The sequence below is a fragment of the Mesorhizobium sp. B2-3-2 genome, from assembly GCF_006442295.1.
Lineage (GTDB): Bacteria > Pseudomonadota > Alphaproteobacteria > Rhizobiales > Rhizobiaceae > Mesorhizobium.
Map to the genome: position 1 here is coordinate 96,973 of NZ_VFWA01000001.1, position 21,774 is coordinate 118,746.

Here is a 21,774-nt window from a genome sequence, read left to right on the forward strand (position 1 = left end):
CCCGGTCTGGAGTTTTAAGTCCATGACCCGGTCTGGACTGTTAAGTCCATGTCCATGACCGCGAGCGTCCGGACGGTTCCTCCGCCGTCCGGACGTCCAACTCAACCCTGAAGAGTCGCCTGACGCCGATGAACCTTTTCCGCGCACTTGGCCTGACACTGCTGTTCTTGCTGGCGACGCTGTCGTCGTCGGGCGCTGGCGAAGCCGATCTGCGTGGCATCATCGCCAAGTTCGCCGCCGCCAAGGGTTTTTCGGAGACGGGAGCTGTCGTTCACGACCTGGCGGCCACCGGCGATCCGGCAGTGGAGCGGCCGCTTGCGGCGCTGGCCGATGGGAATCTTTACATCCGCAAGATCGATTCCCTGGTGTTCGTCGGCAAGGAAGCCGGCGAACGCGTCCAGCTTTTCGACCCGCTGAGCGGTGAATCATCCGGTGAAGCGGCCAAGGACGACATCACCAAGATCAAGGTCAACAACACGCTGCGTCGCACCATCCGCGATGCACTGGGCACGCTGACGCTCGGCGCCAAGGATCCGGCCGTGCGGATCGCCGCCGCCGACACCATGTTCAAGACGCCCGATGCCGCGAACATCGAGCCGCTCGACAAGGCGATCGCCAATGAGACGGTGGCCAGCGTCAAGACCTTGCTGGAACAGGCTCGTGCCGCGTCGATTCTGAGCTCGGATCGGCCGGATGCCGACAAGCTCGCGGCAATCGCCCTGATCGGCGCGCGCGGCGACCGCGACGCGGTATCGCTGCTCACCTCGGTAGAGGCCAATGCCTCGGGCGCAGCGAAGGAAGCCGCGGCAGCGGCAATCGCCAACATCAATTCGACACTGGCCCTGTGGGACGCCGGACAGAACATCTGGTACGGCATTTCGGGGGGCTCGGTGCTGCTGCTGGCGGCGATCGGGCTTGCCATCACCTTCGGCGTCATGGGCGTCATCAATATGGCGCATGGCGAGATGGTGATGCTCGGCGCCTACACGACCTTCGTCGTCCAGCAGGTGATCCGCACGTCCTTTCCCGACCTGTTCGACTGGTCGCTGGTGATCGCGCTGCCGCTTGCCTTCCTGGTCGCGGGGCTTGTCGGCCTCGCCATCGAGCGCGGCGTTATCCGCTTCCTCTACGGCCGGCCGCTGGAGACGCTGCTGGCGACATGGGGCGTTTCGCTGATCCTGCAGCAGGCAGTGCGCTCGATCTTCGGGCCAACCAACCAGGAGGTCGGCAATCCCTCCTGGATGTCGGGTTCGTTCGATGTCGGCCAGCTTGCCATCACCTGGAACCGGCTCTGGATCCTGGTCTTCGCGCTCACCGTCTTCGCGATGCTGCTCTATGTGATGAAGCGCACCCCCTGGGGGCTGCAGATGCGCGCCGTCACCGCCAACCGCCGCATGGCCGCCTCGATGGGCATCAGGACGCCATGGGTCGATGCGCTGACCTTCGCGCTCGGCTCCGGTATTGCCGGCATTGCCGGCGTGGCGCTCAGCCAGATCGACAATGTCTCGCCCAATCTCGGCCGCGGCTACATCATCGACAGTTTCATGGTCGTCGTTTTCGGCGGCGTCGGCAATCTGTGGGGCACGCTGGTCGGCGCCTTTTCGCTGGGCATCGTCAACAAGTTCCTCGAACCCTATGCCGGAGCGGTGCTCGGCAAGATCGTCGTGCTGGTGCTGATCATCCTGTTCATCCAGAAGCGCCCGCGCGGCCTGTTCGCGCTCAAGGGCAGGGCGGTGGAAGCATGATGTCGGGACGCTTCTTCGCCGCGGGCGCGAACCGCCGCATCGCCATCACCATCCTCATCCTGCTGGCGGCGGCCATTATCGTGCCGCTGCTCAACCTGGTTGTTTCGCCTACAAGCGCATTCTACGTCCCGCCCTATATCGTGGCGCTGACCGGCAAATATCTCTGCTATGCGCTGCTCGCGCTCGCGCTCGATCTGGTCTGGGGCTATTGCGGCATCCTCTCGCTCGGCCACGGCGCCTTCTTCGCGCTCGGCGGCTACGCGATGGGCATGTATCTGATGCGCCAGATCGGCTCGCGCGGTGTTTATGGCAACCCGGTCCTGCCTGATTTCATGGTGTTCCTGAACTACAAGGAACTGCCCTGGTTCTGGACCGGCTTCGACCATTTCTGGTTCGCCGCGATCATGGTGCTCGCCGTGCCCGGCCTGCTCGCCTTTGTCTTCGGCTGGTTCGCCTTCCGCAGCCGCGTCACCGGCGTCTATCTCTCGATCATCACACAGGCGATGACCTATGCGCTGCTGCTCGCCTTCTTCCGCAACGACATGGGCTTCGGCGGAAACAATGGCCTGACCGACTTCAAGGATATTCTGGGCTTCAACGTGCAGGCCGACGCGACCCGCTCGGCGCTGTTCGCGGCCAGCGCGGTGACGCTGGCGCTCGGCGTCTTCGTCACCTGGGCGATCGTCGGCTCCAAATACGGCAAGCTGTTGATGGCGGTGCGTGATGCCGAAAGCCGCACCCGCTTCCTCGGCTGGCGGGCTGAGAATGTGAAGTTGTTCGCCTTCACGGTTTCAGCTGTCATGGCCGGCATCGCGGGCGCGCTTTACGTGCCGCAGGTCGGCATCATCAATCCAGGCGAATTCGAGCCGTCCAATTCGATCGAGGTGGTGATCTGGGCCGCGGTCGGCGGGCGCGGCACCATCATCGGGCCGATCATCGGTGCGCTGCTGGTCAACGCCGGAAAATCCTGGTTCACCGGCGTGCTGCCTGAACTGTGGCTGTTCGCACTCGGAGGCCTGTTCGTCGCCGTGACGCTGCTCTTGCCGAAAGGCATCATCGGCATGTGGGATAGCTGGCGCGGCAACGCCAAGGCGCTGCGCGCGGCATCGCTGGCCGAGGAGGCCGGCGCCGATGGTGAAATCGCGCCGTCCAAAGTCGTGCAGTCGGCGGCCAGAACACCCGGCGAATGGTCCTCATCCAGCCTCGAACCTCAGCCGGCGGAGTGACGGGCGATGTCGAAGTCGAACACCATTCTCTACCTCGACGGCGTTTCGGTTTCCTTCGACGGATTTCGCGCCATCAACAATCTGTCGCTGGTGCTCGACAAGGGCGAGATGCGCGCCATCATCGGCCCCAACGGCGCCGGCAAGACGACGATGATGGACATCGTCACCGGCAAGACACGGCCCGACGAGGGCGAGGTGTTCTTCGACGGCCAGGTCGATCTCACCCGCCATGACGAGGCCGAGATCGCCATGATGGGCATCGGCCGCAAATTCCAGAAGCCGACCGTCTTCGAAAGCCACACGATCGAGGAAAATTTGATGCTGGCGCTGAAGGGGCCGCGCTCGATCTTCCCGGCGCTGTTCCATCGACGCTCACCCGCCGAGGCGGGACGGATCGATGACATCCTCGGTACCATCCGGCTCGGCGACAAGCGCGACGAGCTCGCCGCCAATCTCAGCCACGGCCAGAAGCAGTGGCTGGAGATCGGCATGCTCCTGGCGCAGGACCCGAAGCTGCTTCTGGTCGACGAGCCGGTCGCCGGCATGACCGACGCCGAAACCGAGGAGACCGCGCGTCTGCTCAAGGAGATCGCCCGCGACCATTCGGTGATCGTCGTCGAGCACGACATGCATTTCGTGCGCGAGCTCGGCGTCAAGGTCACCTGCCTGCATGAGGGCTCGGTGCTTTCCGAAGGCACGCTCGATTTCGTATCGGCCGACGAGCGTGTCGTCGAAGTCTATCTGGGGAGATGATCATGGTTTGGCGGGTGCAATTCCATCGCTTCGATCTTGCCTTCCTCCGGTTCTGGAGAAGGCGCTGACATGCTCGAAGTTTCCGATGCCACGCTCCATTACGGCGCCGCCCAGGCGCTGCGCGGCGTGTCGCTGAAGGCGGGCGCCGGCAAGATCACCTGCGTGCTTGGCCGCAACGGCGTCGGCAAGACCAGTTTGATGAGATCGATCGTCGGCCATCACAGGCTGACGAGCGGAAGCGTTGCCTTCGAGGGGAAGGCGCTCGACCGGAGCGCGGCGTATGACCGCGCCCGGTCGGGCATCGCATTCGTGCCGCAGGGCAGGGAGATCTTTCCGCTGCTCAGCGTGCGGGAAAACCTCGAATCGGGATTCGCGCCCCTGAAACGGGCCGACCGCAACGTGCCGGCGCATGTCTTCGAATTGTTTCCGGTGCTCAAGCAGATGCTTGGCCGCCGCGGCGGCGATCTCTCCGGCGGCCAGCAGCAGCAACTCGCCATCGGCAGGGCGCTGGTGATGCGGCCGAAGCTCTTGGTGCTCGACGAGCCGACGGAAGGCATCCAGCCGTCTGTTATCAAGGATATCGGCCGTGCCATCCGCTATCTACGCGACCAGGCCGGCATTGCGGTGCTTCTGGTCGAGCAATATCTCGACTTCTGCCGCGAACTCGCCGACGAGGTCAACATCATGGACCGCGGCCAGATCGTGCATACTGGTCCTGCCGAAGATCTCGACCGGGCGGATGTCAGGAAGTTCCTGACGGTCTAGATCCATCTCCTGATGAAAGATTTTTCAATCTTTCTTCAACACCCGCTGGCACGCCCAATACTAGATGCTAGTCTTCTGATGGCTTTGTGAGTCGGCCGCTTCCGTATCAGTCTGGTTTGTCGCAGATCGAGGTGGGCGCCGGGCAAGTTCCGCGCAAGCATGCGTTCCTAGCATCCTCCCTGCGATTTCTGTCGTTCAACGCGTTTGGGCACACAGGCTAAGGGGCAGCCATGGAACGTTACGTCGAGGACTACCAGAAACGGCGGCTTACCGAGCGCGTCGACATCATCACAGCCATCAACATCCTGAAATCCCAAGGCTATGACCACGACGAGCTGATCGAGGAGATCACCAAGGTCTTCTATGTCGACCTCGATGCCTTCAATGAAATTGTCATGGCGGCGTAAAAGCCGCATTCGCCCATTCAACAGTGATGGGCACGGCATTGATGCGCTGGGTCAGCTAGCCCGCCGGAATGGAGAGGCGGTGACGCGATTACGGCCGCCGCGCTTGGCGGCATAGAGCGCCTTGTCGGCGGCGCTGAGCACCTTGTCGAAGCTCAGGCCCTCTTTGGTGCCGAAAGCAAAGCCGGCGCTGACGGTGCACGTCAGGGGACCGTTCTCGGTGTCGATGCGGCGCGCGGCGAATGAGGTTCGTATCGCTTCGGCCGTGTTTTCCACTGTTTCGGGTAAAGTCCGCTTCAGTACCACCGCGAACTCCTCGCCGCCCATCCGCGCGGCGACATCGGTCGGGCGAAGGTTGCTGGCAAGCTCCTTGGCGAACACTTTCAGCACCTCATCGCCCGTCGCGTGGCCGAACTCGTCATTGATGGCCTTGAAGCTGTCGAGGTCGAACACGACCACGGCGGTAAAGGCGCCGACGGGAGAATCGCCAAAGAGGTCGAACAGCGCGCGGCGGTTGAGCAGGCCGGTCAGCTGATCCGTCAGCGCGTTGCGGCGGTGATGCCCCGCCAGACGCCCTTGGTTGAGGGCCAGCGACAAGGCGCCGATGCCGGTCATGCTGGCGATGACGACGATGAGGCTGAGATCCTCGGCCCAGTTCCTCGGCGCATGGCTCAGGATCAGCTTGCCATCCCGAGCCAAAACCGTCGCACAGAGCAGGAAGGACATGGCGGTCGCCGAATAGAGTGCGACGGCGCCGATGGTAAGCGCTGGGGCCTCGGCACGGCCCTTCCAGTATTCGGCGGCGGTTGCGAACAGGAGCAGGGCCGCGAACAGGTTCTCGAACATGAAGCCGAGCCCGTCATAGCCGAGAGCCATGGGCGGCAGCGCCACTGCCAGCGAAATGCCGCCCCCGATCAAAACTCTGGGGATCGGCGAGCCGCCGCTTCTGAATTGGTAGGCGGCGCCCAGCATCATCGAGAAGCCGACCAGCAGCAAGGTGAAGGTGGCGATGCCGAGGCCGCGCCTGGGCGCGTCGATATAGGCGTCATAGGTGAAGACCTCGCCCACCACCAGCATGGCGCTGAGCGCCCAGGTGAGCAGGAACTTGTCGGTGCGGGCGGTGAGCCATGTGCCGAACAACGTCAGGCTCAGGCAGGCAGCGGAGAAACCGACCGCCAGCAGAAGTGAGTTGTAGTCGAGCGACATGCCCCTCGTTCCTTGCCCGCGACGACCCTGCAGCCTGACGTTGCTGGAGTCATGACGCAAGGAAGTGTCGATAAGGTTACGATAGCGACGAAGATGCGACGGTTCAGGCCCGGCGCCGCCGCCAGTGGGCCGTCTGCGCAGCGTTTTCTCAGGCGACCCGCTTCATAAGCGCCATGGCGCCGAACGGCGCGCGCACCTTGCCCTCGGTGATGAAGTAAACGAACACGTCGCGCGGTTGCACCGGTGCGTCGGTGGCAGGGTCGGCGCGCCGCAAATCGGTCGGCTGCTTGCCTTCCGCCCAGACCTTGGCCCGCGCCGCCCACTCATCGAGGCCTTTTGGGGTGTAGCAATCGGGATTGTCATCCGAGCCGGTCTGCAGCCGCGCATAGATGAAATCGCCGGTGACATCGGCGATGTCAGGATATTTTGCATGATCGGCATAGACGATGGCCGCCTTGTATTTGCGCGCGAGGGCCGGGAATTCCGGCACGATGAAACTGTCGTTGCGGACTTCAAGCGCATGGCGCAGTGCAACGCCATCCTGCTTTTCCGGCAACAATTTCAGAAACGCTTCGAAATCGTCGGGATCGAATTTCTTGGTCGGCGCGAACTGCCAAAGGATCGGCCCAAGCTTGTCGCCGAGCGCGGCGACGCCGGAGCCGAGGAAACGCATCATCGATTCACCTGCTTCGCCCAGCACGCGGCGGTTGGTGACGAAGCGGTTGCCCTTCAGCGAGTAGACGAAACCGTCGGGGGCCTCATTGGCCCATTTGACGAAGGTCGGCTCCTTGAAGCTGGAATAATAGGTGCCGTTGACCTCGATGCTCGGCACCTGCCGGCTGGCGTATTGCAACTGCTTGGCCTTGGAGAGTTTTTCCGGGTAGAAGGACGTATCCCACGGCTCGAAGGTCCAGCCGCCCATGCCGGCGCGGATTGTTCCTGATTTGCTCATTGTCGTCCTCCCGTTTCAGAAGTCTGGCCGCGTTCAGAAAAATGACGCCGTCGTGACCTCGTCGACCGGCTTGGCCATGTCGACGAGCACCCATCCCGGCCGGTAGGGATTGGGCCGGCGACCCGTTTCGCGATAGCCGTAGGCCAGATAGAGCGCGATGTTGCGCTCCATTTTCGCATTGGTGTAGAGCCGCACCTCCGGCACGCCCCACAGGCGCGCCTGCTGATCCGCATGTTTCAGCAGCGCGGTGCCGAAGCCCTTGCCCTGAAATCCTGGCGCCACGGCGACGGAGAAGATCATCGCGTGGTCTTCGTGCCGCTCCAGGACGATCAGCCCGGCCAGTTCGCCGCCGCTCTCCAGCAGCCAGACCTCGCCGCGCGCGATGCGCGGTGCATAGTCCTCGCTGACCGGGATCGGTGGCGCGCCCAACAGCGAGGTGTAGGGCGCGTAGGCATCCGTGGTCAGAGTCATGACGGCGGTGACATCCGGGGCGAGGGCTTTCCTGATCTTCATTCCGGAGATTCCCAATGCCAGCCCGCCATCACTCCGCGGCTTCGCGCTTGCCTCCGGGGCGTCGCTCCAGCAATTCCTTGAGGAACTGGCCGGTGTAGCTGCGTTTTTCGCGCACGATCGCTTCCGGCGTACCGGAGGCGACCAGTTCGCCGCCGCCGTCGCCGCCCTCGGGGCCGAGATCGAGCACCCAGTCGGCGGTCTTGATCACTTCGAGATTGTGCTCGATCACCACCACCGTGTTGCCCTGGTCGACCAGTTCGTGCAGCACTTCCAAGAGCTTGGCGACATCGTGGAAGTGCAGGCCCGTAGTCGGCTCGTCGAGGATATAGAGCGTCTTGCCGGTCGCCTTGCGCGACAGTTCCTTTGCAAGTTTTATCCGCTGCGCCTCGCCGCCCGACAACGTGGTCGCCTGCTGGCCGATATGGATGTAGCCGAGGCCGACCTGCTTCAGCGTGTCGAGCTTGTCGCGCACACCGGGCACGGCGGCGAAGAAGTCGACGCCTTCCTCGACGGTCATGTCGAGCACGTCGGCGATCGACTTGCCCTTGAACAGCACGTCGAGCGTTTCGCGGTTGTAGCGCTTGCCGTGGCAGACGTCGCAGGTGACGTAGACGTCGGGCAGGAAGTGCATCTCGATCTTGATGACGCCGTCGCCCTGGCAGGCCTCGCAGCGGCCGCCCTTGACGTTGAAGGAGAAGCGGCCCGGCTGGTAACCGCGCGCCTTGGCCTCGGGCAGGCCCGCGAACCAGTCGCGGATCGGCGTGAAGGCGCCGGTATAGGTGGCGGGGTTGGAGCGCGGGGTCCGTCCGATCGGCGACTGGTCGATGTCGATGACCTTGTCGAGGAATTCCAGGCCCTCGATGCGGTCGTGCTCGGCCGGATGCTCGCGCGAGCCCATGATGCGGCGCGAGGCCGCCTTGAACAACGTCTCGATCAGGAAGGTCGACTTGCCGCCGCCCGATACGCCGGTGACGGCGGTGAAGGTGCCGAGCGGAATCTCGGCGGTGACGTTCTTCAGATTGTTGCCGCGCGCGCCGACGACTTTCAGGCGGCGGTTCTTCTTCGCCTCGCGGCGAACCGCCGGTGTCGCCACTTCGAGTTCGCCCGAAAGGTATTTGCCGGTGATCGAATTCGGGTTGGCCATCACCTGCTGCGGCGTGCCCTGGGCAATGATTTCACCGCCATGGATGCCGGCGGCCGGGCCGATGTCGACGACGTAGTCGGCATGCAGGATGGCGTCCTCGTCATGCTCGACCACGATGACCGTGTTGCCGATGTCGCGCAGGTGCTTCAGCGTGTCGAGCAGGCGCGCATTGTCGCGCTGGTGCAGGCCGATCGACGGTTCGTCCAGCACGTAGAGCACGCCGGTGAGGCCGGAGCCGATCTGCGATGCCAGCCGGATGCGCTGGCTCTCGCCGCCCGACAGCGTGCCGGAATTGCGCGACAGGGTGAGATAATCGAGGCCGACGTCGTTGAGGAAGCGCAGCCGCTCGCGGATCTCCTTGAGCACGCGCACGGCGATCTCGTTCTGCTTGTCGTTGAGCTGCGCCGGCAGATCGGTGAACCACTGGTCGGCCTTGCGGATCGACTGTTCGGTCACTTCGCCGATGTGCTTGCCGGCGATCTTCACCGCCAGCGCTTCCGGCTTCAGCCTGTAGCCACGACAGGCCGGGCAGGGGGTGGCCGACATGAAGCGCTCGATCTCCTCGCGCATCCAGGCGGATTCGGTCTCTTTCCAGCGCCGCTCGAGGTTGGGGATGACGCCCTCGAAGGTCTTGGTCGTTTTGTAGGAGCGCAGGCCGTCATCATACTGGAAGGTGATCTCGCGCTCGCCTGTGCCGCGCAGGATGGCTTCCTGGGCCTCCCTGCTCAAATCCTTGAACTTGTCGCCGAGCTTGAAGCCGTAAGCCTTGCCGAGCGCCTCCAGCGTCTGCACGTAGTAGGGCGAAGTCGATTTCGCCCATGGGCTGACGGCGCCGTCGCGCAGCGAGACGTTCTCGTCGGGGACGACCAGATTGGGATCGATGGCGCGCTGGCTGCCCAGCCCGTCGCAGGTCGGGCAGGCGCCGAACGGGTTGTTGAAGGAGAACAGCCTGGGCTCGATCTCGGGAATGGTGAAACCGGAGACCGGGCAGGCGAATTTTTCCGAGAACAGGATGCGCTCATGCGTCTCGTTCTTCGACTTGTTGACCGAATCCTCGCCGGTCTGGCTGGCATCGAGCGGCTTGTCGGCGAACTCCGCCACCGCCAGCCCCTCGGCGAGCTTCAGCGCGGTCTCCATGGAATCGGCAAGGCGCGTTGCGAGGTCGCCGCGCACGACGATGCGGTCCACGACCACGTCGATGTCGTGCTTGTATTTCTTGTCGAGTGGCGGCACGTCCGCGATCTCGTAGAAGACGCCGTCGACCTTGACGCGCTGAAATCCTTTTTTCTGCAGCTCGAGCAATTCCTTGCGGTACTCGCCTTTGCGGCCGCGCACGATCGGCGCAAGGATGAACAGGCGCGTGCCTTCCTCGACCGCCAGCACGCGATCGACCATCTGCGACACCGTCTGGCTCTCGATCGGCAGCCCGGTGGCCGGCGAATAGGGTACGCCGACACGCGCGAACAGAAGCCGCATGTAGTCGTATATCTCGGTGACGGTGCCGACCGTCGAGCGCGGGTTTTTCGAGGTGGTCTTCTGCTCGATCGAGATGGCCGGCGAAAGGCCGTCGATCTGGTCGACGTCCGGCTTCTGCATCATTTCGAGGAATTGCCGCGCATAGGCCGACAGGCTCTCGACATAGCGGCGCTGGCCCTCGGCGTAGATGGTGTCGAAGGCGAGCGACGATTTGCCCGAGCCCGACAGGCCGGTCATGACGATCAGGCTGTCACGCGGCAGGTCGAGATCGACATTCTTCAGATTGTGTTCGCGCGCCCCGCGAATGGAAAGATATTTATGGTCGGCCATCGCCGGTCGCCGCCTCAGATCTGGAATTTGTGGGATCGGCGGGTTTTCCCCGGCCATCCCCTATGTAGGTATTTTTGCCGCCGCGTCGAGAGACGCCACAATTCTCGACCAAGTCGTTTAACCGTCTTTCGCGCGAACGGGCAAGCGGAAAGAACAAAGACCGAACACGCTCCTGACAAAAGCAATGGACCAGGCGGGCCTTGTCGATTGATGGATGTGTCGGTCGATCACATTTTTCCCGTTCGGCCATCGGGCGGTTGACGTCCCCGGCCGAGGGGAGCAGACTCCATACGTCAATGAAGCCGGCTGTCTTTCGATGGCCTCGCCGCCCAAAGGCGGCCTGCGAGACGCCGCGGGCTTTTGCGATCAGTGCTTCTGACGACGATTGTCGCAACGGACACAGGAGTGGAGCATGACGCCACCGGACAGTCCCTTGAGGCTCCAGCAGTGATTGGAGCCGCGGCAGGCATAAATGCCGGGGAGGCGCGAGCGCCTTCCGACGTGACCCTGCCGGATGCACCAAAATCAGAGACTACTGGTCGGATCGTCGGCTGAACGCCGCGTAGCATCCGAAATCGAAAGCCGGTAAAACATTCCCGGCGAAAGATTGGATTATAGATCCAGAAAAGCCCCGTCCGTTTGCTAAAAGCACGGCGGGGCTGCTCTTTTGAGCGAACGCGCAGGTACTGACGGCCCGCGACATGTCAGCTACCGCGGTGGTTTGATCCCGCCGGCGCCGATATCGACCGTGATGCTGCCGGAAATCCTGACATCGGTATCGCCGATCTTGAACTGGCCGTTGCCGTTGGCTGGGAAGGCGTCATCGGGCTCGGGCTGCGGGGCCGGCTTGGCGATGCGGTAATCGCCGGCCACACCGGGCAGGCTGCCTTGCTGGCTGTCGCCGGCAAAGGCGCCGCCGGCCAGCATGAGCGCTCCGGCGAAAATGGCGACGGCAAGACGCCGAGGTCGGAACGAGCGGCTGTCGATCATCGGCCCGTTATAGCGCCGCCACGCCGTAGGGGCCAGACCGGCGGTCACCAAATCGCCGGATGGCGGGGCCGTCGCGGCTCAATTCATCGTGCTCGTGCCGGTCACGCCGCCTTTTTGCGGGTGTCGTAGACATGATCGACGAGACCCCATGCCTTCGCTTCCTCGGCGGTCATGAAATAGTCCCGGTCGAGCGTCCGCTCGACCTCTTCATAGGTGCGGCCGCAATGGCGCGCATAGAGCTCGGTCATCTGCCGCTTGGTACGCAGAATGCCTTCGGCGTGACGCTGGATGTCCGATGCCTGACCCTGGAAGCCGCCCAGTGGCTGGTGCAGGACGAGGCTGGCGTTGGGCAGCGCGATGCGCCGTCCGGGCGTGCCAGCCATCAGCAGGAACGAAGCCATCGAGGCGGCAAAGCCCATGCACACCGTCGACACCGGACAGCTGACATATTGCATGGTGTCGTAGATGGCGAAGCCGCTGGTCACCACGCCCCCAGGCGAGTTGATGTAGAGCGAGATCTCCTTGTCGGGATTATCGGATTCCAGCGACAGAAGCTGGGCGCAGACCAGCGCCGACATGCCGTCGTTGATCTCGCCGTTGATGAAGACGATGCGCTCGCGCAGCAGCCGCGAGAAAATGTCGAAGGCGCGCTCGCCGCGGCTCGATTGCTCGATCACCATCGGCACCAGATTGGCAAAACCGGTCATCGTCTCTCTCCGTTTTTCATTGTGTCGGCCAGTCAAGCGGCGCGCTGCAGAAGGCAAAATGAATTGGCTGCGGGGCGGCGGCCGGAGCCACGCGCAGCGAATGAAAGCCGGCAGCCGGCGCCTGCCATGGTCACCATGGGCCCGGCGGCGGATGTCGCCGCACGGGCAAAGCCTTCATGGATAATATGCAGATGCGTGCCGCCCGAAACGGTGCGGGCGAGCGTGAAGGTGACGATGCTGTCGAGCGGGTTCCGTTTCTCGTCCGGCCGCGGCTGTTCCCGCCAGGTATAGCGAAGCCTTTTTCCGGGCTCGGCATCGAGGATCTCGCATTCGATCGGCGCTTCGGGGCCGGCAAAGGCGAAATTGCTGCCGATCTCAGGATTGATGTCGTTGGGCATCATCCAGGCCGCAAGCAATTCGGGCACGGTCAGCGCCCGCCATACCTTTTCCGGCGGCTCGGGAAGATCGCACTCGAACTCGATCGCGTCGGGGGCGGTCCGCGCATGGCTTTCGTCGGTCACTGGTGCGTGCGTCATTGGTCCATGTCCTTGAGAACCGTCTTCAGTCTTTCGATGCGTTCGGGCCAGAACGTCCGGTAGCGTTCGATCCAGCCGAGCAGCGGATCGAGCCCTTGCGGATCGGCGCGGTAATAGGCGTTGCGGCCCGCCCGCCGCTCGACCACCAGCCCTGCGCCGCGCAGCACGGCCAGGTGCTGCGACACAGCTGGCTGCGACACCGTCATGCCGGTGCGCAGTTGCGACACCGTCATCTCGCTGGTGGCGAGGCGTTCATAGACGGCGCGTCGGGTGGGGTCAGCCAGCGCCCGGAAAATTTCCGCTTCGATCATGGCAAAAGCATAAGTCGATACTTATCGGTTTGGCAAGCGGTCTTTTGCGGCCCATATGAGAGGGAGCGGGCTGCTGCGGCATTGCTGCCAATCCTTGACAATGAGCGGCGATGCATATAGGAACGAAAAGAGAACAAAAACCTTGTGGGAAAAGGCAGCCACAGCAGGCAAGGGGTGTGCGCAAGCTGTAAGGTGCTGCGACAAAAATTTGTTTCGGACGAGCGCGGAGAAGTATCATGGCGGGTAGCGTCAATAAGGTCATTCTGGTCGGCAATCTCGGAGCGGACCCGGAGATCCGCCGCCTGAATTCGGGCGAGCCGGTCGTCAACATCCGCATCGCAACGTCGGAAAGCTGGCGCGACAAGAATTCCGGCGAGCGCAAGGAAAAAACCGAGTGGCACAATGTCGTCATCTTCAATGAAGGCATCGCCAAGGTTGCCGAGCAGTACCTGAAAAAGGGCATGAAGGTGTATGTCGAGGGCCAGTTGCAGACCCGCAAATGGCAGGACCAGACCGGTGCCGACAAATACACGACGGAAGTCGTGCTGCAGAGATTCCGCGGCGAGCTGCAGATGCTCGACGCGCGCGGCCAGGGCGAGGGCGGCCAGGTCGGCGGTTATTCCGGCGGCGGCAGCAGCCGCGGTTCCGACTTCGGCCAGTCCGGTCCGAACGAAGGTTTTAGCCGCGGCGGCGGTGGTCCCAAGGGCGGTGGCGGCGGCGGTTCTTCGCGCGAGCTGGACGACGAAATCCCGTTCTGAGAGACAGATAAATCATAGCATGACCGGCACGCGGCGAGCGCGCCGGCCGATGGATTCCAGCGAGAGACACATTCAATGAAAGCACGGGTAAAGTGGGTCGAGGAGCGCACCTTCGTCGGCGAATCCGGCACGGGTCACAAGGTCGTGCTGGGGACCGCGTTCGGCCCTGAAGGGAGAACGCCGGGGCCGAGCCCGATGGAACTGGTGCTGATCGGCACCGGCGGCTGCTCGGCCTATGATGTCGTCCATATTCTCGAAAAGGGGCGCGAGGCGGTCGAGGATTGCGTGGTCGAGCTCGATTCCGACCGGGCCGAAACCGACCCGAAGGTGTTCACCCGCATCCACATGCATTTCATCGTCAAAGGCAGGGCGTTGTCGCACGACAAGGTGAAGCGGGCGATCGATCTCTCGATCGAAAAATACTGTTCGGCCTCGGCCATGATGGCCAAGACGGCGACGATTACCCACGACTTTGAAGTCATCGATACGACCGCAAAATAAGCGGCCTACGAGGCCATCAGTGCCTTGATGCCATCGGCCACGAACTGCACGGCAAGGGCGGCCAGGATGACGCCGAGCAGGCGGGTCAGGATCGAACGGCCGGTCTGGCCGAGGATGCGGTCTATGCGCTCCGACAGCACGAACACCAGATAGGTGATGGCGAGGCAGACGAAGATGATGCCGACCAGTGCCGCCTGGGCGCCAAAACCCTGAAACGAGCCTGAGAGCAGCACAGTCGCCGAAATCGCGCCGGGGCCGGCGATCAGCGGGATCGCTAACGGGAAGGCGGCGATGTTGTGGATCATGTCCTTGGTGATGGCGACGTCGCCGATCTTCTCCTTGCGGTCCTGCCGGCGCTCGAACACCATTTCGAAAGCAATGAAGAACAAGAGGAAGCCGCCGGCGACGCGGAAGGCCGGCAGCGTGATGCCGAACACCGACAGGATCGAAGCGCCGGCAACCGCGAACAGCGCCATCACCAGGAAGCCGATGACCGAGGCACGGACCGAGACCTGCTGGCGCTCCTCGCGGTTCATGCCGCGTGTTATCGCCAGAAACAGCGGCGCCAGCCCCGGCGGGTCGATGGTCACCAGAATGGTGACGAAGGCGTTGAACAGGCTGTCGAAACTCGGCATTTCTCACCCCTCCCGCCGGGCCGAGCCCGCACCAGTTGCATTGGTAGAGCAAAGCCCAGTCGGTGGGAACTGCAGGGACAGCGAATGACTGGAAGTTCAACCTTTTAGTGCTGGCGGGCAGCGCCCCCTCTGGCCTGCCGGCCATCTCCCCCACAAGGGGGAGATCGGCTGTAATCGCCGCTTTCGCCTATCTCAAACGTTGCAGGAAGGGTGCCGTCGCTTAAGCTGCCAATCTCCCCCCGTGGGGGAGATGGCCGGCAGGCCAGAGGGGGCGCGAAGGATCGCTACGGCTCTCATTTCGTATCGCTACGGCGTTCAAGATGATCAATTTCCACCCATGCGCCGCGCCAGAAACTCCACTTCGAGCCGCCATGTCGCGCCATTATCGTGCGAGCGCTCGCCGAGCCAGCGGAAGGAATTTTCCGTGATCCGCGAAAAGCTCCAGCGTACCGAGGAGCCGGTGCCGTCGGCGCCCACTTGGACAATCGTGTCGCCTTCGGCGCGGCCGAGCTGACGGCTGTAATACTGATTGCGCGGATCGCTCCAGAAAATATGCCAGGCGTTTGCGCCGGGATCGTAGACGCGCAAGGTCGTGCCATAAAACGTCCATTTGCCGAGGGAAGGCGAAGGGCCGGCATCGCGTGCGGGCAGGATCCAGACGTCCTGGATCGCGCGGCCTTCCAGTACCCAGCCGAAATGCACCTCGCCGCGCCCTGTCAACACCGTCCCGTCCTCGAGATGACGGCTGGCATCGAAAGTCCAGGCGCCGACAAAGCGGCCGTAGAGATCCAGGTTCTCGGCAAGGCCGGGGGCGGGCCCGTCGCAATGAAGGACTTCGGTAAAAGTGGGCTGGTTGGTCATGGCTGGTGCCTTCATGCTGTCAGGAGACTGCGAGCGATAGGCCGGGGCGGGGTTCTGCGCTTGGGAAAAATTGCTATCTTTCGGGCCATGACGACGAGCGACAGGGTCATTGCCTCGGGACCAGGCTGGCAGGTGTCGGACGTGGTGTGCACGGCAGGCGCCGGCGACCGGCCGTTCGAGGAAGAGCACCGGACGTTCTGCATCGCCGCGGTGACCAGCGGCACCTTCCGCTACCGGGCCAGCCAGGGCACCGCGATGCTCGCGCCAGGCGCGGTGCTGCTGGGCAATCCCGGCACATGCTACGAATGCGGCCACGAGCACGGCGCCGGCGACCGCTGCCTCTCCTTCCATTTCAGTCCAGCCTATATGGAACGGATCGTTGAAGGCGTGCCGGGCGCCAGGGCGCTGGCCTTCGAGACGCCGCGCCTGCCGCCCTTGCCGGCGCTGATGCCGCTGCTGGCCGAAGCGGAGGCCGCGCGCGATGTGGGCGAAACCGCCGCCTTCGAGGAACTTGGCTTGCGCATTGCCGGGGCGGTGGTCGCCGCGAGCTCAGGGCCCACCAAGGTGGCGCGGACACCCAGCCGCCGCGACCAGAAACGGGTCGCAAAGGCGGTTCGGCGTATCGAGATCGATGCCGACCGGCCACTTTCGCTGGCCGTGCTGGCCCGGGAGACGGCGACCAGTCCGTATCATTTCCTACGCACATTCCGGCAGGTTGCCGGCATGACGCCTTACCGGTTTCTGCTGAGGACCAGGCTGCACCGGGCGGCGGTGCGGCTTTGCGCTTCGGACGCGGCGATCTCGACCGTCGCCTTCGAGGCCGGCTTCGGGGACCTGTCGACCTTCAATCGCCGCTTCCGGCGCGAAATGGGGGAGACACCCGGTGGCTATCGCGCCCGCCGCGCGGGCCGGCGCTGACACGAGATGGCGGGCCTCTGCGTCGACGGCTCCGAAAAGCATCTCGGCCATATCGTCGCAATCACCGGTATCCTTTTGAAATCACCGCCAAAACCGACACTGGAAAAGTGCCGGCGACATTGGAGTTTCGGCCGCGCTTCCTATATATACGGCAAGTGATTCCTGTTTAGATTGTGATCCGATTTGACCGACCAAAAAACACCGCGCGGCGCCGACGGCGGCCCCACCGGCATCGAGCCGATATCGATTATCGAGGAGATGCAGCGCTCCTATCTCGATTACGCCATGAGCGTGATCGTCAGCCGCGCGCTGCCCGACGTGCGCGACGGCCTGAAGCCGGTGCATCGCCGCATTCTCTTCGCCGCGCATGAGAGCGGCTATCACTGGAACCGCAAATATGTGAAGTCGGCGCGCCCGGTCGCCGATGTGATGGGTAAATACCATCCGCATGGCGACGCCTCGATCTATGACGCCTTGGTGCGCATGGCGCAGGACTGGTCACTGCGCGTGCCGCTCATCGACGGGCAAGGCAATTTCGGCTCGATCGACGGCGATCCGCCGGCGGCCATGCGCTACACCGAGTCGCGGCTGACCAAGGTCGCGCATGAACTGCTGGAGGATATCGACAAGGATACGGTCGATTTCCAGGATACTTACGATGCTTCCGGCAGCGAGCCGAAGGTTCTGCCGGCGCGCTTTCCCAATCTGCTGGTCAATGGCTCGGGCGGCATCGCCGTCGGCATGGCCACCAACATCCCGCCGCACAATCTGGGGGAAGTCTGCAACGCCGCGATCGCCATCATCGACAATCCGGCCATCGACCTTCCGGTGCTGATGGAAATCATTCCGGGGCCGGATTTCCCGACCGGCGGCATCGTGCTCGGCCGCTCCGGCATCTACAGCGCCTATTCGACCGGCCGCGGCTCCATCGTCATGCGCGGCAAGGTCAACATCGAGGCGCGCGGCAATGACCGCGAATCGATCATCATCACCGAAGTTCCCTACCAGGTGAACAAGTCGTCGATGATCGAGAAGATGGCCGAACTGGTGCGCGACAAGCGTATCGAGGGCATTTCCGACATTCGCGACGAGAGCGACCGCCAAGGCTATCGGGTCGTCGTCGAGCTGAAGCGCGACGCCGTGGCCGACGTCATCCTTAACCAGCTCTATCGCTTCACTCCGCTGCAAACCTCTTTCGGCGCCAACATGGTGGCGCTGAATGGCGGCAAGCCCGAACTGCTGACGCTGACCGACATGCTGAGGGCATTCGTGTCCTTCCGCGAGGAGGTGGTCACCCGGCGCACGAAGTTCCTGCTGCGCAAGGCGCGCGACCGGGCCCATGTGCTGGTCGGCCTCGCAATCGCCGTCGCCAACATCGATGAAGTGATAAAGCTGATCCGCACCGCGCCGGACCCGCAGACGGCGCGCGAGCAGTTGATGGAGCGGCGCTGGCCGTCCGGCGACGTCGAATCGCTGATCCTGCTGATCGACGACCCGCGCCACCGCATCAACGAGGACGGCACCTACAATCTGTCCGAGGAACAGGCGCGCGCGATTCTTGAATTGCGCTTGCAGCGCCTGACCGCTCTCGGCCGCGACGAAATCGCCGACGAGTTGAACACGATCGGCGCCGAGATCGTCGATTATCTCGATATCCTGTCGTCCCGCGCCCGCGTCCAGCAGATCGTCAAGGACGAGCTCGCGGCCGTGCGCGACGAATTCGGCACGCCGCGCCGCACCGAGCTCAGCGAAGGCGGCGCGGATATGGAAGACGAGGACCTGATCCAGCGCGAGGACATGGTCGTGACGGTGAGCCACTCCGGCTACATCAAGCGCGTGCCGCTGTCGCTCTACCGGGCGCAACGCCGCGGCGGCAAAGGCCGCTCGGGCATGTCGACCAAGGAAGAGGATTTCGTCACCCGCCTGTTCGTGGCCAACACGCACACGCCGGTGCTGTTCTTCTCCTCGCGCGGCATCGTCTACAAGGAGAAGGTCTGGCGCCTGCCGATCGGCAATCCGCAGTCGCGCGGCAAGGCGCTGATCAACATGCTGCCGCTGGAGCAGGGCGAGCGCATCACCACAATCATGCCGCTGCCGGAGGACGAGACGAGCTGGGGCGAGCTCGACGTGATGTTCGCCACCACGCGCGGCACGGTGCGCCGCAACAAGCTCTCCGACTTCGTCCAGGTCAACCGCAACGGCAAGATCGCCATGAAGCTGGAGGAGGAGGGCGACGAGATCCTCGGCGTCGAGACCTGCACCGACAATGACGATGTGCTCCTGACTGCCAGCTCCGGCCAGTGCATCCGCTTCCGGGTCAGTGACGTGCGCGTCTTCCAGAGCCGCAATTCGGTCGGCGTGCGCGGCATCGCCATGTCCGATACCGACCGGGTGATCTCGATGGCGGTGATCGAACATGTCGAGGCATCGCCCGGCGAGCGCGCATCCTATCTCAAGCGTTCGGCCGCCGAACGGCGTCTCGCGGCGGGCATCGCAACTGGCGAAGAGGAAGAGATCACGCTGACCAATGAAGAGGTTGGCGAAGAAGCTGAACTTCCAGATCTCCGCTATGAAGAGTTGAAAGGGCATGAGCAGTTCGTGCTGACGGTCACCGAATTCGGTTATGGCAAGCGCTCGTCGTCCTACGATTTCCGTCTGACAGGACGCGGCGGCAAGGGCATCCGCGCCACCGATGTGTCGAAGGTGGCCGAGATCGGCAGGCTGGTGGCGACTTTCCCGGTCGGCAATGACGACCAGATCATGCTGGTGTCGGATGGGGGTACCGTCATCCGGGTGCCGGTCAACGGCATCCGCTTCGCCAGCCGCGCCACCAAGGGCGTGACCATCTTCAACACGGCGGAAGGCGAGAAGGTGGTTTCGGTCGAGCGGATTTCCGAGCCGCAATCGGACGAGGAAGAAATCGTCGAGGTTGGTGTCGAGATCGATCCGACGGCGGATGCCGGCCCGGAAGACGCGCAATAAGTCTGGCTTGGCCCAGACATGGCAACGCCGGCCGATCGGCCGGCGCGTCGCAACAAATTCGGGCAAATTCAGTAGTGACGGTACGGCTTGCGGGGGCCGAACCCTTCGAAGCGTTTGGCGTTGGTCTTGATGCGGACGCGCTGGGCCTCCTGATGCAGCCCAAATACGGTGGCGATCAGCATGGCGACGGTCATTGCGGTGGCGAGCATGTAGATCAGCATTTGCGTGTTCTCCTGCGCCTTACAACGGTTAAATGGGACTTTGGTTTCATCTTCTTAAAGGGGCAAGGTAGTGAACGCTGCGTGAAGCGTTCGTGATCGGCGCATTCATCTGTCGTTCATCCCGGCAAAAGGTTCACGGGGATCGCATCAATGAGATTTGCCTTCCGTCCGCGCGCCCGTTAGAAGCACCGGCATGACCGAGCGCATTGCCCTTTATGCCGGCTCCTTTGACCCGTTGACCAACGGCCATCTCGACGTGCTGAAGGCGTCGCTGGCCGTGGCCGACATCGTCTATGCGGCGATCGGTATCCATCCCGGCAAGAAGCCGCTGTTTTCCTTCGAGGAACGGGTCGAACTGATCGAGGCCGCGACCAAGGCCGAATTCGGCCGCGACGGCACGCGCATCAAGGTGGTCGCCTTCGACGGGCTGGTCATCGATGCGGCCAGGAAACAGGGCGCCTCGATCATGATCCGCGGCCTGCGCGACGGCACCGATCTCGATTATGAGATGCAGATGGCCGGCATGAACGAAACCATGGCGCCTGAGCTGCAGACGGTTTTTCTGCCCGCCAGCCCCTCGGTGCGCACCATTACGGCCACACTTGTCCGCCAGATTGCCTCGATGGGCGGCGACATCCGCCCCTTCGTGCCGGCCGCCGTTGCCGGTGCGCTCACCGCTAAATTCGCAAAATAGGTTTCTCGGAGAAGACCATGCAGCTGAAAAAGCTCGCCTCGTTCCTCATCGTGCTTGCCGGTCTTGTGACCGCATCGGTCTCGGCCTATGCCGCCGACCCGGAAAACACCATGATCATAACGTTGAAGGACGGCGACGTGACCATCGCGCTGCGTCCCGATCTCGCGCCCAAGCATGTCGCGCAGATCAAGAAGCTGGTGCGTGAGCATGCCTATGACAACGTCGCCTTCCACCGGGTTATCGACGGCTTCATGGCGCAGACCGGCGACGTCAAATTCGGCAACATGAACAAGGGCTTCAACCCCCAGGCCGTCGGCACCGGCGGCTCCGACCTGCCGGACCTGCCGGCCGAATTCTCGCAGACCGAGCACTACAAGCGCGGCGTGGTCGGCATGGCCCGCTCGCAGGATCCGAACTCCGCAAACTCGCAGTTCTTCATCATGTTCGCGCCGGCGCCGCCGCTCGACGGCCAGTACACCATCGTCGGCAATGTGGTCAGCGGCATGGAACTGGTGGATCACATCAAGAAGGGCGACGAGGCCGACAACGGCACCGTCACCGATCCCGACCGGATGATCAAGGTGCGCATCGCCGCCGACAAATAGTTCTGTTTTTTGAAAAGGATATCAGACATGGCCGACATCAAGGATCGCGAAAACGCGCTCATCATGGAAACGACCAAGGGCGAGGTCGTCATCGAACTGTTTCCCGACCTGGCGCCCGGCCATGTCGCCCGTATCAAGGAACTGGCACGCGAAGGCGCCTATGACGGAGTGGTTTTCCACCGCGTCATCGAGGGCTTCATGGCGCAGACCGGCGACGTCAAGTTCGGCAATTCGAGCAAGCCCTCTTTCGCGCCTTCTCGCGCGGGCATGGGCGGTTCCGACAAGCCGGATCTCAAGGCCGAATTCTCAAATGCCAACCACGGCCGCGGCACCTGCTCGATGGCGCGCTCGCAGAATCCGAACTCGGCCAATTCGCAGTTCTTCATCTGCTTCGACGATGCAGCCTTCCTCAATCGCCAGTACACGGTCTGGGGCCAGGTCATCGAAGGCATGGACAACGTCGACAAGATCAAGCGCGGCGAGCCGGTGCAGGATCCCGACAAGATCGTGTCGTTGAAGGTCGCGGCCGACGTCAAGTAAG

General features: G+C 63.2%; 23 protein-coding genes. 12 read left to right on the forward strand and 11 right to left on the reverse strand.

The window, feature by feature from the left end; genetic code table 11:
* Positions 1 to 128: 128 nt before the first annotated feature.
* From urtB to FJ964_RS00440, 5 genes are all read left to right on the forward strand, one after another.
* Complete coding sequence (gene urtB, locus FJ964_RS00420) at positions 129 to 1,745, forward strand: urea ABC transporter permease subunit UrtB (RefSeq protein ID WP_140548223.1); 1,617 nt, start codon at positions 129 to 131, stop codon at positions 1,743 to 1,745.
* Positions 1,742 to 2,971 carry an urea ABC transporter permease subunit UrtC gene (gene urtC / locus FJ964_RS00425; RefSeq protein ID WP_140548225.1) on the forward strand — a complete coding sequence of 410 codons (1,230 nt, stop codon included), beginning with the start codon at positions 1,742 to 1,744 and terminating at the stop codon, positions 2,969 to 2,971. Before urtB ends, urtC begins: the two co-directional genes overlap by 4 nt.
* Before the next feature lie 6 nt (positions 2,972 to 2,977).
* Positions 2,978 to 3,724: an urea ABC transporter ATP-binding protein UrtD gene (gene urtD, locus FJ964_RS00430; protein ID WP_140548227.1), complete on the forward strand. Its 747-nt coding sequence runs from the start codon at positions 2,978 to 2,980 to the stop codon at positions 3,722 to 3,724.
* Positions 3,725 to 3,793: 69 nt separating this feature from the next.
* A complete protein-coding gene (gene urtE / locus FJ964_RS00435) occupies positions 3,794 to 4,489 on the forward strand; it encodes an urea ABC transporter ATP-binding subunit UrtE (protein WP_140548229.1) in 696 nt (231 codons plus the stop codon).
* Between the two features lie 230 nt (positions 4,490 to 4,719).
* Positions 4,720 to 4,896: a hypothetical protein gene (locus FJ964_RS00440; RefSeq protein WP_140498860.1), complete on the forward strand. Its 177-nt coding sequence runs from the start codon at positions 4,720 to 4,722 to the stop codon at positions 4,894 to 4,896.
* Positions 4,897 to 4,947: 51 nt separating this feature from the next.
* Here the strand turns inward: FJ964_RS00440 and FJ964_RS00445 are convergent, their stop codons facing one another.
* The 8 genes from FJ964_RS00445 to FJ964_RS00480 form a co-directional block, all read right to left on the reverse strand.
* Complete coding sequence (locus FJ964_RS00445) at positions 4,948 to 6,099, reverse strand: GGDEF domain-containing protein (protein WP_140548231.1); 1,152 nt, start codon at positions 6,097 to 6,099, stop codon at positions 4,948 to 4,950.
* Between the two features lie 148 nt (positions 6,100 to 6,247).
* Positions 6,248 to 7,051, reverse strand: a complete 804-nt coding sequence (locus FJ964_RS00450; RefSeq protein WP_140548233.1) for a DUF72 domain-containing protein — start codon at positions 7,049 to 7,051, stop codon at positions 6,248 to 6,250.
* Between the two features lie 33 nt (positions 7,052 to 7,084).
* On the reverse strand, positions 7,085 to 7,564 hold the full coding sequence (locus tag FJ964_RS00455; protein WP_140548235.1) for a GNAT family N-acetyltransferase: 480 nt from the start codon (positions 7,562 to 7,564) through the stop codon (positions 7,085 to 7,087).
* Positions 7,565 to 7,592: 28 nt separating this feature from the next.
* Positions 7,593 to 10,514, reverse strand: coding sequence for an excinuclease ABC subunit UvrA (gene uvrA, locus FJ964_RS00460; protein WP_140498850.1), 2,922 nt, complete (start codon positions 10,512 to 10,514; stop codon positions 7,593 to 7,595).
* A 708-nt stretch (positions 10,515 to 11,222) separates the two neighbouring features.
* Positions 11,223 to 11,504, reverse strand: coding sequence for a hypothetical protein (locus FJ964_RS00465; protein WP_140549356.1), 282 nt, complete (start codon positions 11,502 to 11,504; stop codon positions 11,223 to 11,225).
* Positions 11,505 to 11,605: 101 nt separating this feature from the next.
* Positions 11,606 to 12,211, reverse strand: a complete 606-nt coding sequence (locus tag FJ964_RS00470) for an ATP-dependent Clp protease proteolytic subunit (protein WP_140498846.1) — start codon at positions 12,209 to 12,211, stop codon at positions 11,606 to 11,608.
* 32 nt (positions 12,212 to 12,243) lie between these two features.
* Positions 12,244 to 12,747, reverse strand: coding sequence for an SRPBCC domain-containing protein (locus FJ964_RS00475; RefSeq protein ID WP_140548237.1), 504 nt, complete (start codon positions 12,745 to 12,747; stop codon positions 12,244 to 12,246).
* On the reverse strand, positions 12,744 to 13,058 hold the full coding sequence (locus tag FJ964_RS00480; RefSeq protein ID WP_140548239.1) for a metalloregulator ArsR/SmtB family transcription factor: 315 nt from the start codon (positions 13,056 to 13,058) through the stop codon (positions 12,744 to 12,746). Before FJ964_RS00480 ends, FJ964_RS00475 begins: the two co-directional genes overlap by 4 nt.
* Positions 13,059 to 13,294: 236 nt before the next feature.
* Between FJ964_RS00480 and FJ964_RS00485 the strand changes: the two genes are divergently transcribed.
* Together FJ964_RS00485 and FJ964_RS00490 are read left to right on the forward strand one after the other, a co-directional pair.
* Positions 13,295 to 13,816: a single-stranded DNA-binding protein gene (locus FJ964_RS00485; protein ID WP_140548241.1), complete on the forward strand. Its 522-nt coding sequence runs from the start codon at positions 13,295 to 13,297 to the stop codon at positions 13,814 to 13,816.
* Positions 13,817 to 13,891: 75 nt separating this feature from the next.
* Positions 13,892 to 14,317: an OsmC family protein gene (locus FJ964_RS00490; protein ID WP_140548243.1), complete on the forward strand. Its 426-nt coding sequence runs from the start codon at positions 13,892 to 13,894 to the stop codon at positions 14,315 to 14,317.
* Between the two features lie 5 nt (positions 14,318 to 14,322).
* On the opposite strand, the gene FJ964_RS00495 is transcribed toward FJ964_RS00490, so the two are convergent.
* Positions 14,323 to 14,952, reverse strand: coding sequence for a MarC family protein (locus FJ964_RS00495; RefSeq protein WP_140498833.1), 630 nt, complete (start codon positions 14,950 to 14,952; stop codon positions 14,323 to 14,325).
* Positions 14,953 to 15,276: 324 nt separating this feature from the next.
* Entirely contained in the window at positions 15,277 to 15,813 is a 537-nt protein-coding gene (locus tag FJ964_RS00500) for a hypothetical protein (protein WP_140548245.1), read from the reverse strand.
* A gap of 87 nt (positions 15,814 to 15,900) precedes the next feature.
* Here FJ964_RS00500 and FJ964_RS00505 point away from each other — a divergent pair, with 87 nt between their 5' ends.
* Together FJ964_RS00505 and gyrA are read left to right on the forward strand one after the other, a co-directional pair.
* Entirely contained in the window at positions 15,901 to 16,731 is an 831-nt protein-coding gene (locus FJ964_RS00505) for an AraC family transcriptional regulator (RefSeq protein ID WP_140548247.1), read from the forward strand.
* 183 nt (positions 16,732 to 16,914) lie between these two features.
* Positions 16,915 to 19,713, forward strand: a complete 2,799-nt coding sequence (gyrA, locus tag FJ964_RS00510) for a DNA gyrase subunit A (RefSeq protein ID WP_140548249.1) — start codon at positions 16,915 to 16,917, stop codon at positions 19,711 to 19,713.
* A gap of 68 nt (positions 19,714 to 19,781) precedes the next feature.
* On the opposite strand, the gene FJ964_RS00515 is transcribed toward gyrA, so the two are convergent.
* Complete coding sequence (locus FJ964_RS00515; protein WP_140548251.1) at positions 19,782 to 19,934, reverse strand: hypothetical protein; 153 nt, start codon at positions 19,932 to 19,934, stop codon at positions 19,782 to 19,784.
* Positions 19,935 to 20,127: 193 nt separating this feature from the next.
* Between FJ964_RS00515 and coaD the strand changes: the two genes are divergently transcribed.
* The 3 genes from coaD (at position 20,128) to FJ964_RS00530 (ending at position 21,773) form a co-directional block, all read left to right on the forward strand.
* Positions 20,128 to 20,628 carry a pantetheine-phosphate adenylyltransferase gene (gene coaD / locus FJ964_RS00520; protein ID WP_140498825.1) on the forward strand — a complete coding sequence of 167 codons (501 nt, stop codon included), beginning with the start codon at positions 20,128 to 20,130 and terminating at the stop codon, positions 20,626 to 20,628.
* Between the two features lie 110 nt (positions 20,629 to 20,738).
* Entirely contained in the window at positions 20,739 to 21,233 is a 495-nt protein-coding gene (locus tag FJ964_RS00525) for a peptidylprolyl isomerase (protein ID WP_224661293.1), read from the forward strand.
* A gap of 27 nt (positions 21,234 to 21,260) precedes the next feature.
* Positions 21,261 to 21,773 carry a peptidylprolyl isomerase gene (locus FJ964_RS00530; protein WP_140548255.1) on the forward strand — a complete coding sequence of 171 codons (513 nt, stop codon included), beginning with the start codon at positions 21,261 to 21,263 and terminating at the stop codon, positions 21,771 to 21,773.
* Position 21,774 lies beyond the last annotated feature (1 nt).

Coding starts and splice junctions, on each gene's coding strand:
- FJ964_RS00445 (WP_140548231.1), bottom strand. CDS start 6,099: ATGTCGCTCGACTACAACTCACTTCTGCTGGCGGTCGGTTTCTCCGCT.
- FJ964_RS00530 (WP_140548255.1), top strand. CDS start 21,261: ATGGCCGACATCAAGGATCGCGAAAACGCGCTCATCATGGAAACGACC.
- urtD (WP_140548227.1), top strand. CDS start 2,978: ATGTCGAAGTCGAACACCATTCTCTACCTCGACGGCGTTTCGGTTTCC.
- FJ964_RS00500 (WP_140548245.1), bottom strand. CDS start 15,813: ATGACCAACCAGCCCACTTTTACCGAAGTCCTTCATTGCGACGGGCCC.
- FJ964_RS00490 (WP_140548243.1), top strand. CDS start 13,892: ATGAAAGCACGGGTAAAGTGGGTCGAGGAGCGCACCTTCGTCGGCGAA.
- urtB (WP_140548223.1), top strand. CDS start 129: ATGAACCTTTTCCGCGCACTTGGCCTGACACTGCTGTTCTTGCTGGCG.
- uvrA (WP_140498850.1), bottom strand. CDS start 10,514: ATGGCCGACCATAAATATCTTTCCATTCGCGGGGCGCGCGAACACAAT.
- FJ964_RS00475 (WP_140548237.1), bottom strand. CDS start 12,747: ATGACGCACGCACCAGTGACCGACGAAAGCCATGCGCGGACCGCCCCC.
- urtE (WP_140548229.1), top strand. CDS start 3,794: ATGCTCGAAGTTTCCGATGCCACGCTCCATTACGGCGCCGCCCAGGCG.
- urtC (WP_140548225.1), top strand. CDS start 1,742: ATGATGTCGGGACGCTTCTTCGCCGCGGGCGCGAACCGCCGCATCGCC.
- FJ964_RS00515 (WP_140548251.1), bottom strand. CDS start 19,934: ATGCTGATCTACATGCTCGCCACCGCAATGACCGTCGCCATGCTGATC.
- FJ964_RS00495 (WP_140498833.1), bottom strand. CDS start 14,952: ATGCCGAGTTTCGACAGCCTGTTCAACGCCTTCGTCACCATTCTGGTG.
- FJ964_RS00525 (WP_224661293.1), top strand. CDS start 20,739: ATGATCATAACGTTGAAGGACGGCGACGTGACCATCGCGCTGCGTCCC.
- FJ964_RS00465 (WP_140549356.1), bottom strand. CDS start 11,504: ATGATCGACAGCCGCTCGTTCCGACCTCGGCGTCTTGCCGTCGCCATT.
- FJ964_RS00485 (WP_140548241.1), top strand. CDS start 13,295: ATGGCGGGTAGCGTCAATAAGGTCATTCTGGTCGGCAATCTCGGAGCG.
- coaD (WP_140498825.1), top strand. CDS start 20,128: ATGACCGAGCGCATTGCCCTTTATGCCGGCTCCTTTGACCCGTTGACC.
- FJ964_RS00450 (WP_140548233.1), bottom strand. CDS start 7,051: ATGAGCAAATCAGGAACAATCCGCGCCGGCATGGGCGGCTGGACCTTC.
- FJ964_RS00505 (WP_140548247.1), top strand. CDS start 15,901: ATGACGACGAGCGACAGGGTCATTGCCTCGGGACCAGGCTGGCAGGTG.
- FJ964_RS00470 (WP_140498846.1), bottom strand. CDS start 12,211: ATGACCGGTTTTGCCAATCTGGTGCCGATGGTGATCGAGCAATCGAGC.
- FJ964_RS00440 (WP_140498860.1), top strand. CDS start 4,720: ATGGAACGTTACGTCGAGGACTACCAGAAACGGCGGCTTACCGAGCGC.
- FJ964_RS00455 (WP_140548235.1), bottom strand. CDS start 7,564: ATGAAGATCAGGAAAGCCCTCGCCCCGGATGTCACCGCCGTCATGACT.
- FJ964_RS00480 (WP_140548239.1), bottom strand. CDS start 13,058: ATGATCGAAGCGGAAATTTTCCGGGCGCTGGCTGACCCCACCCGACGC.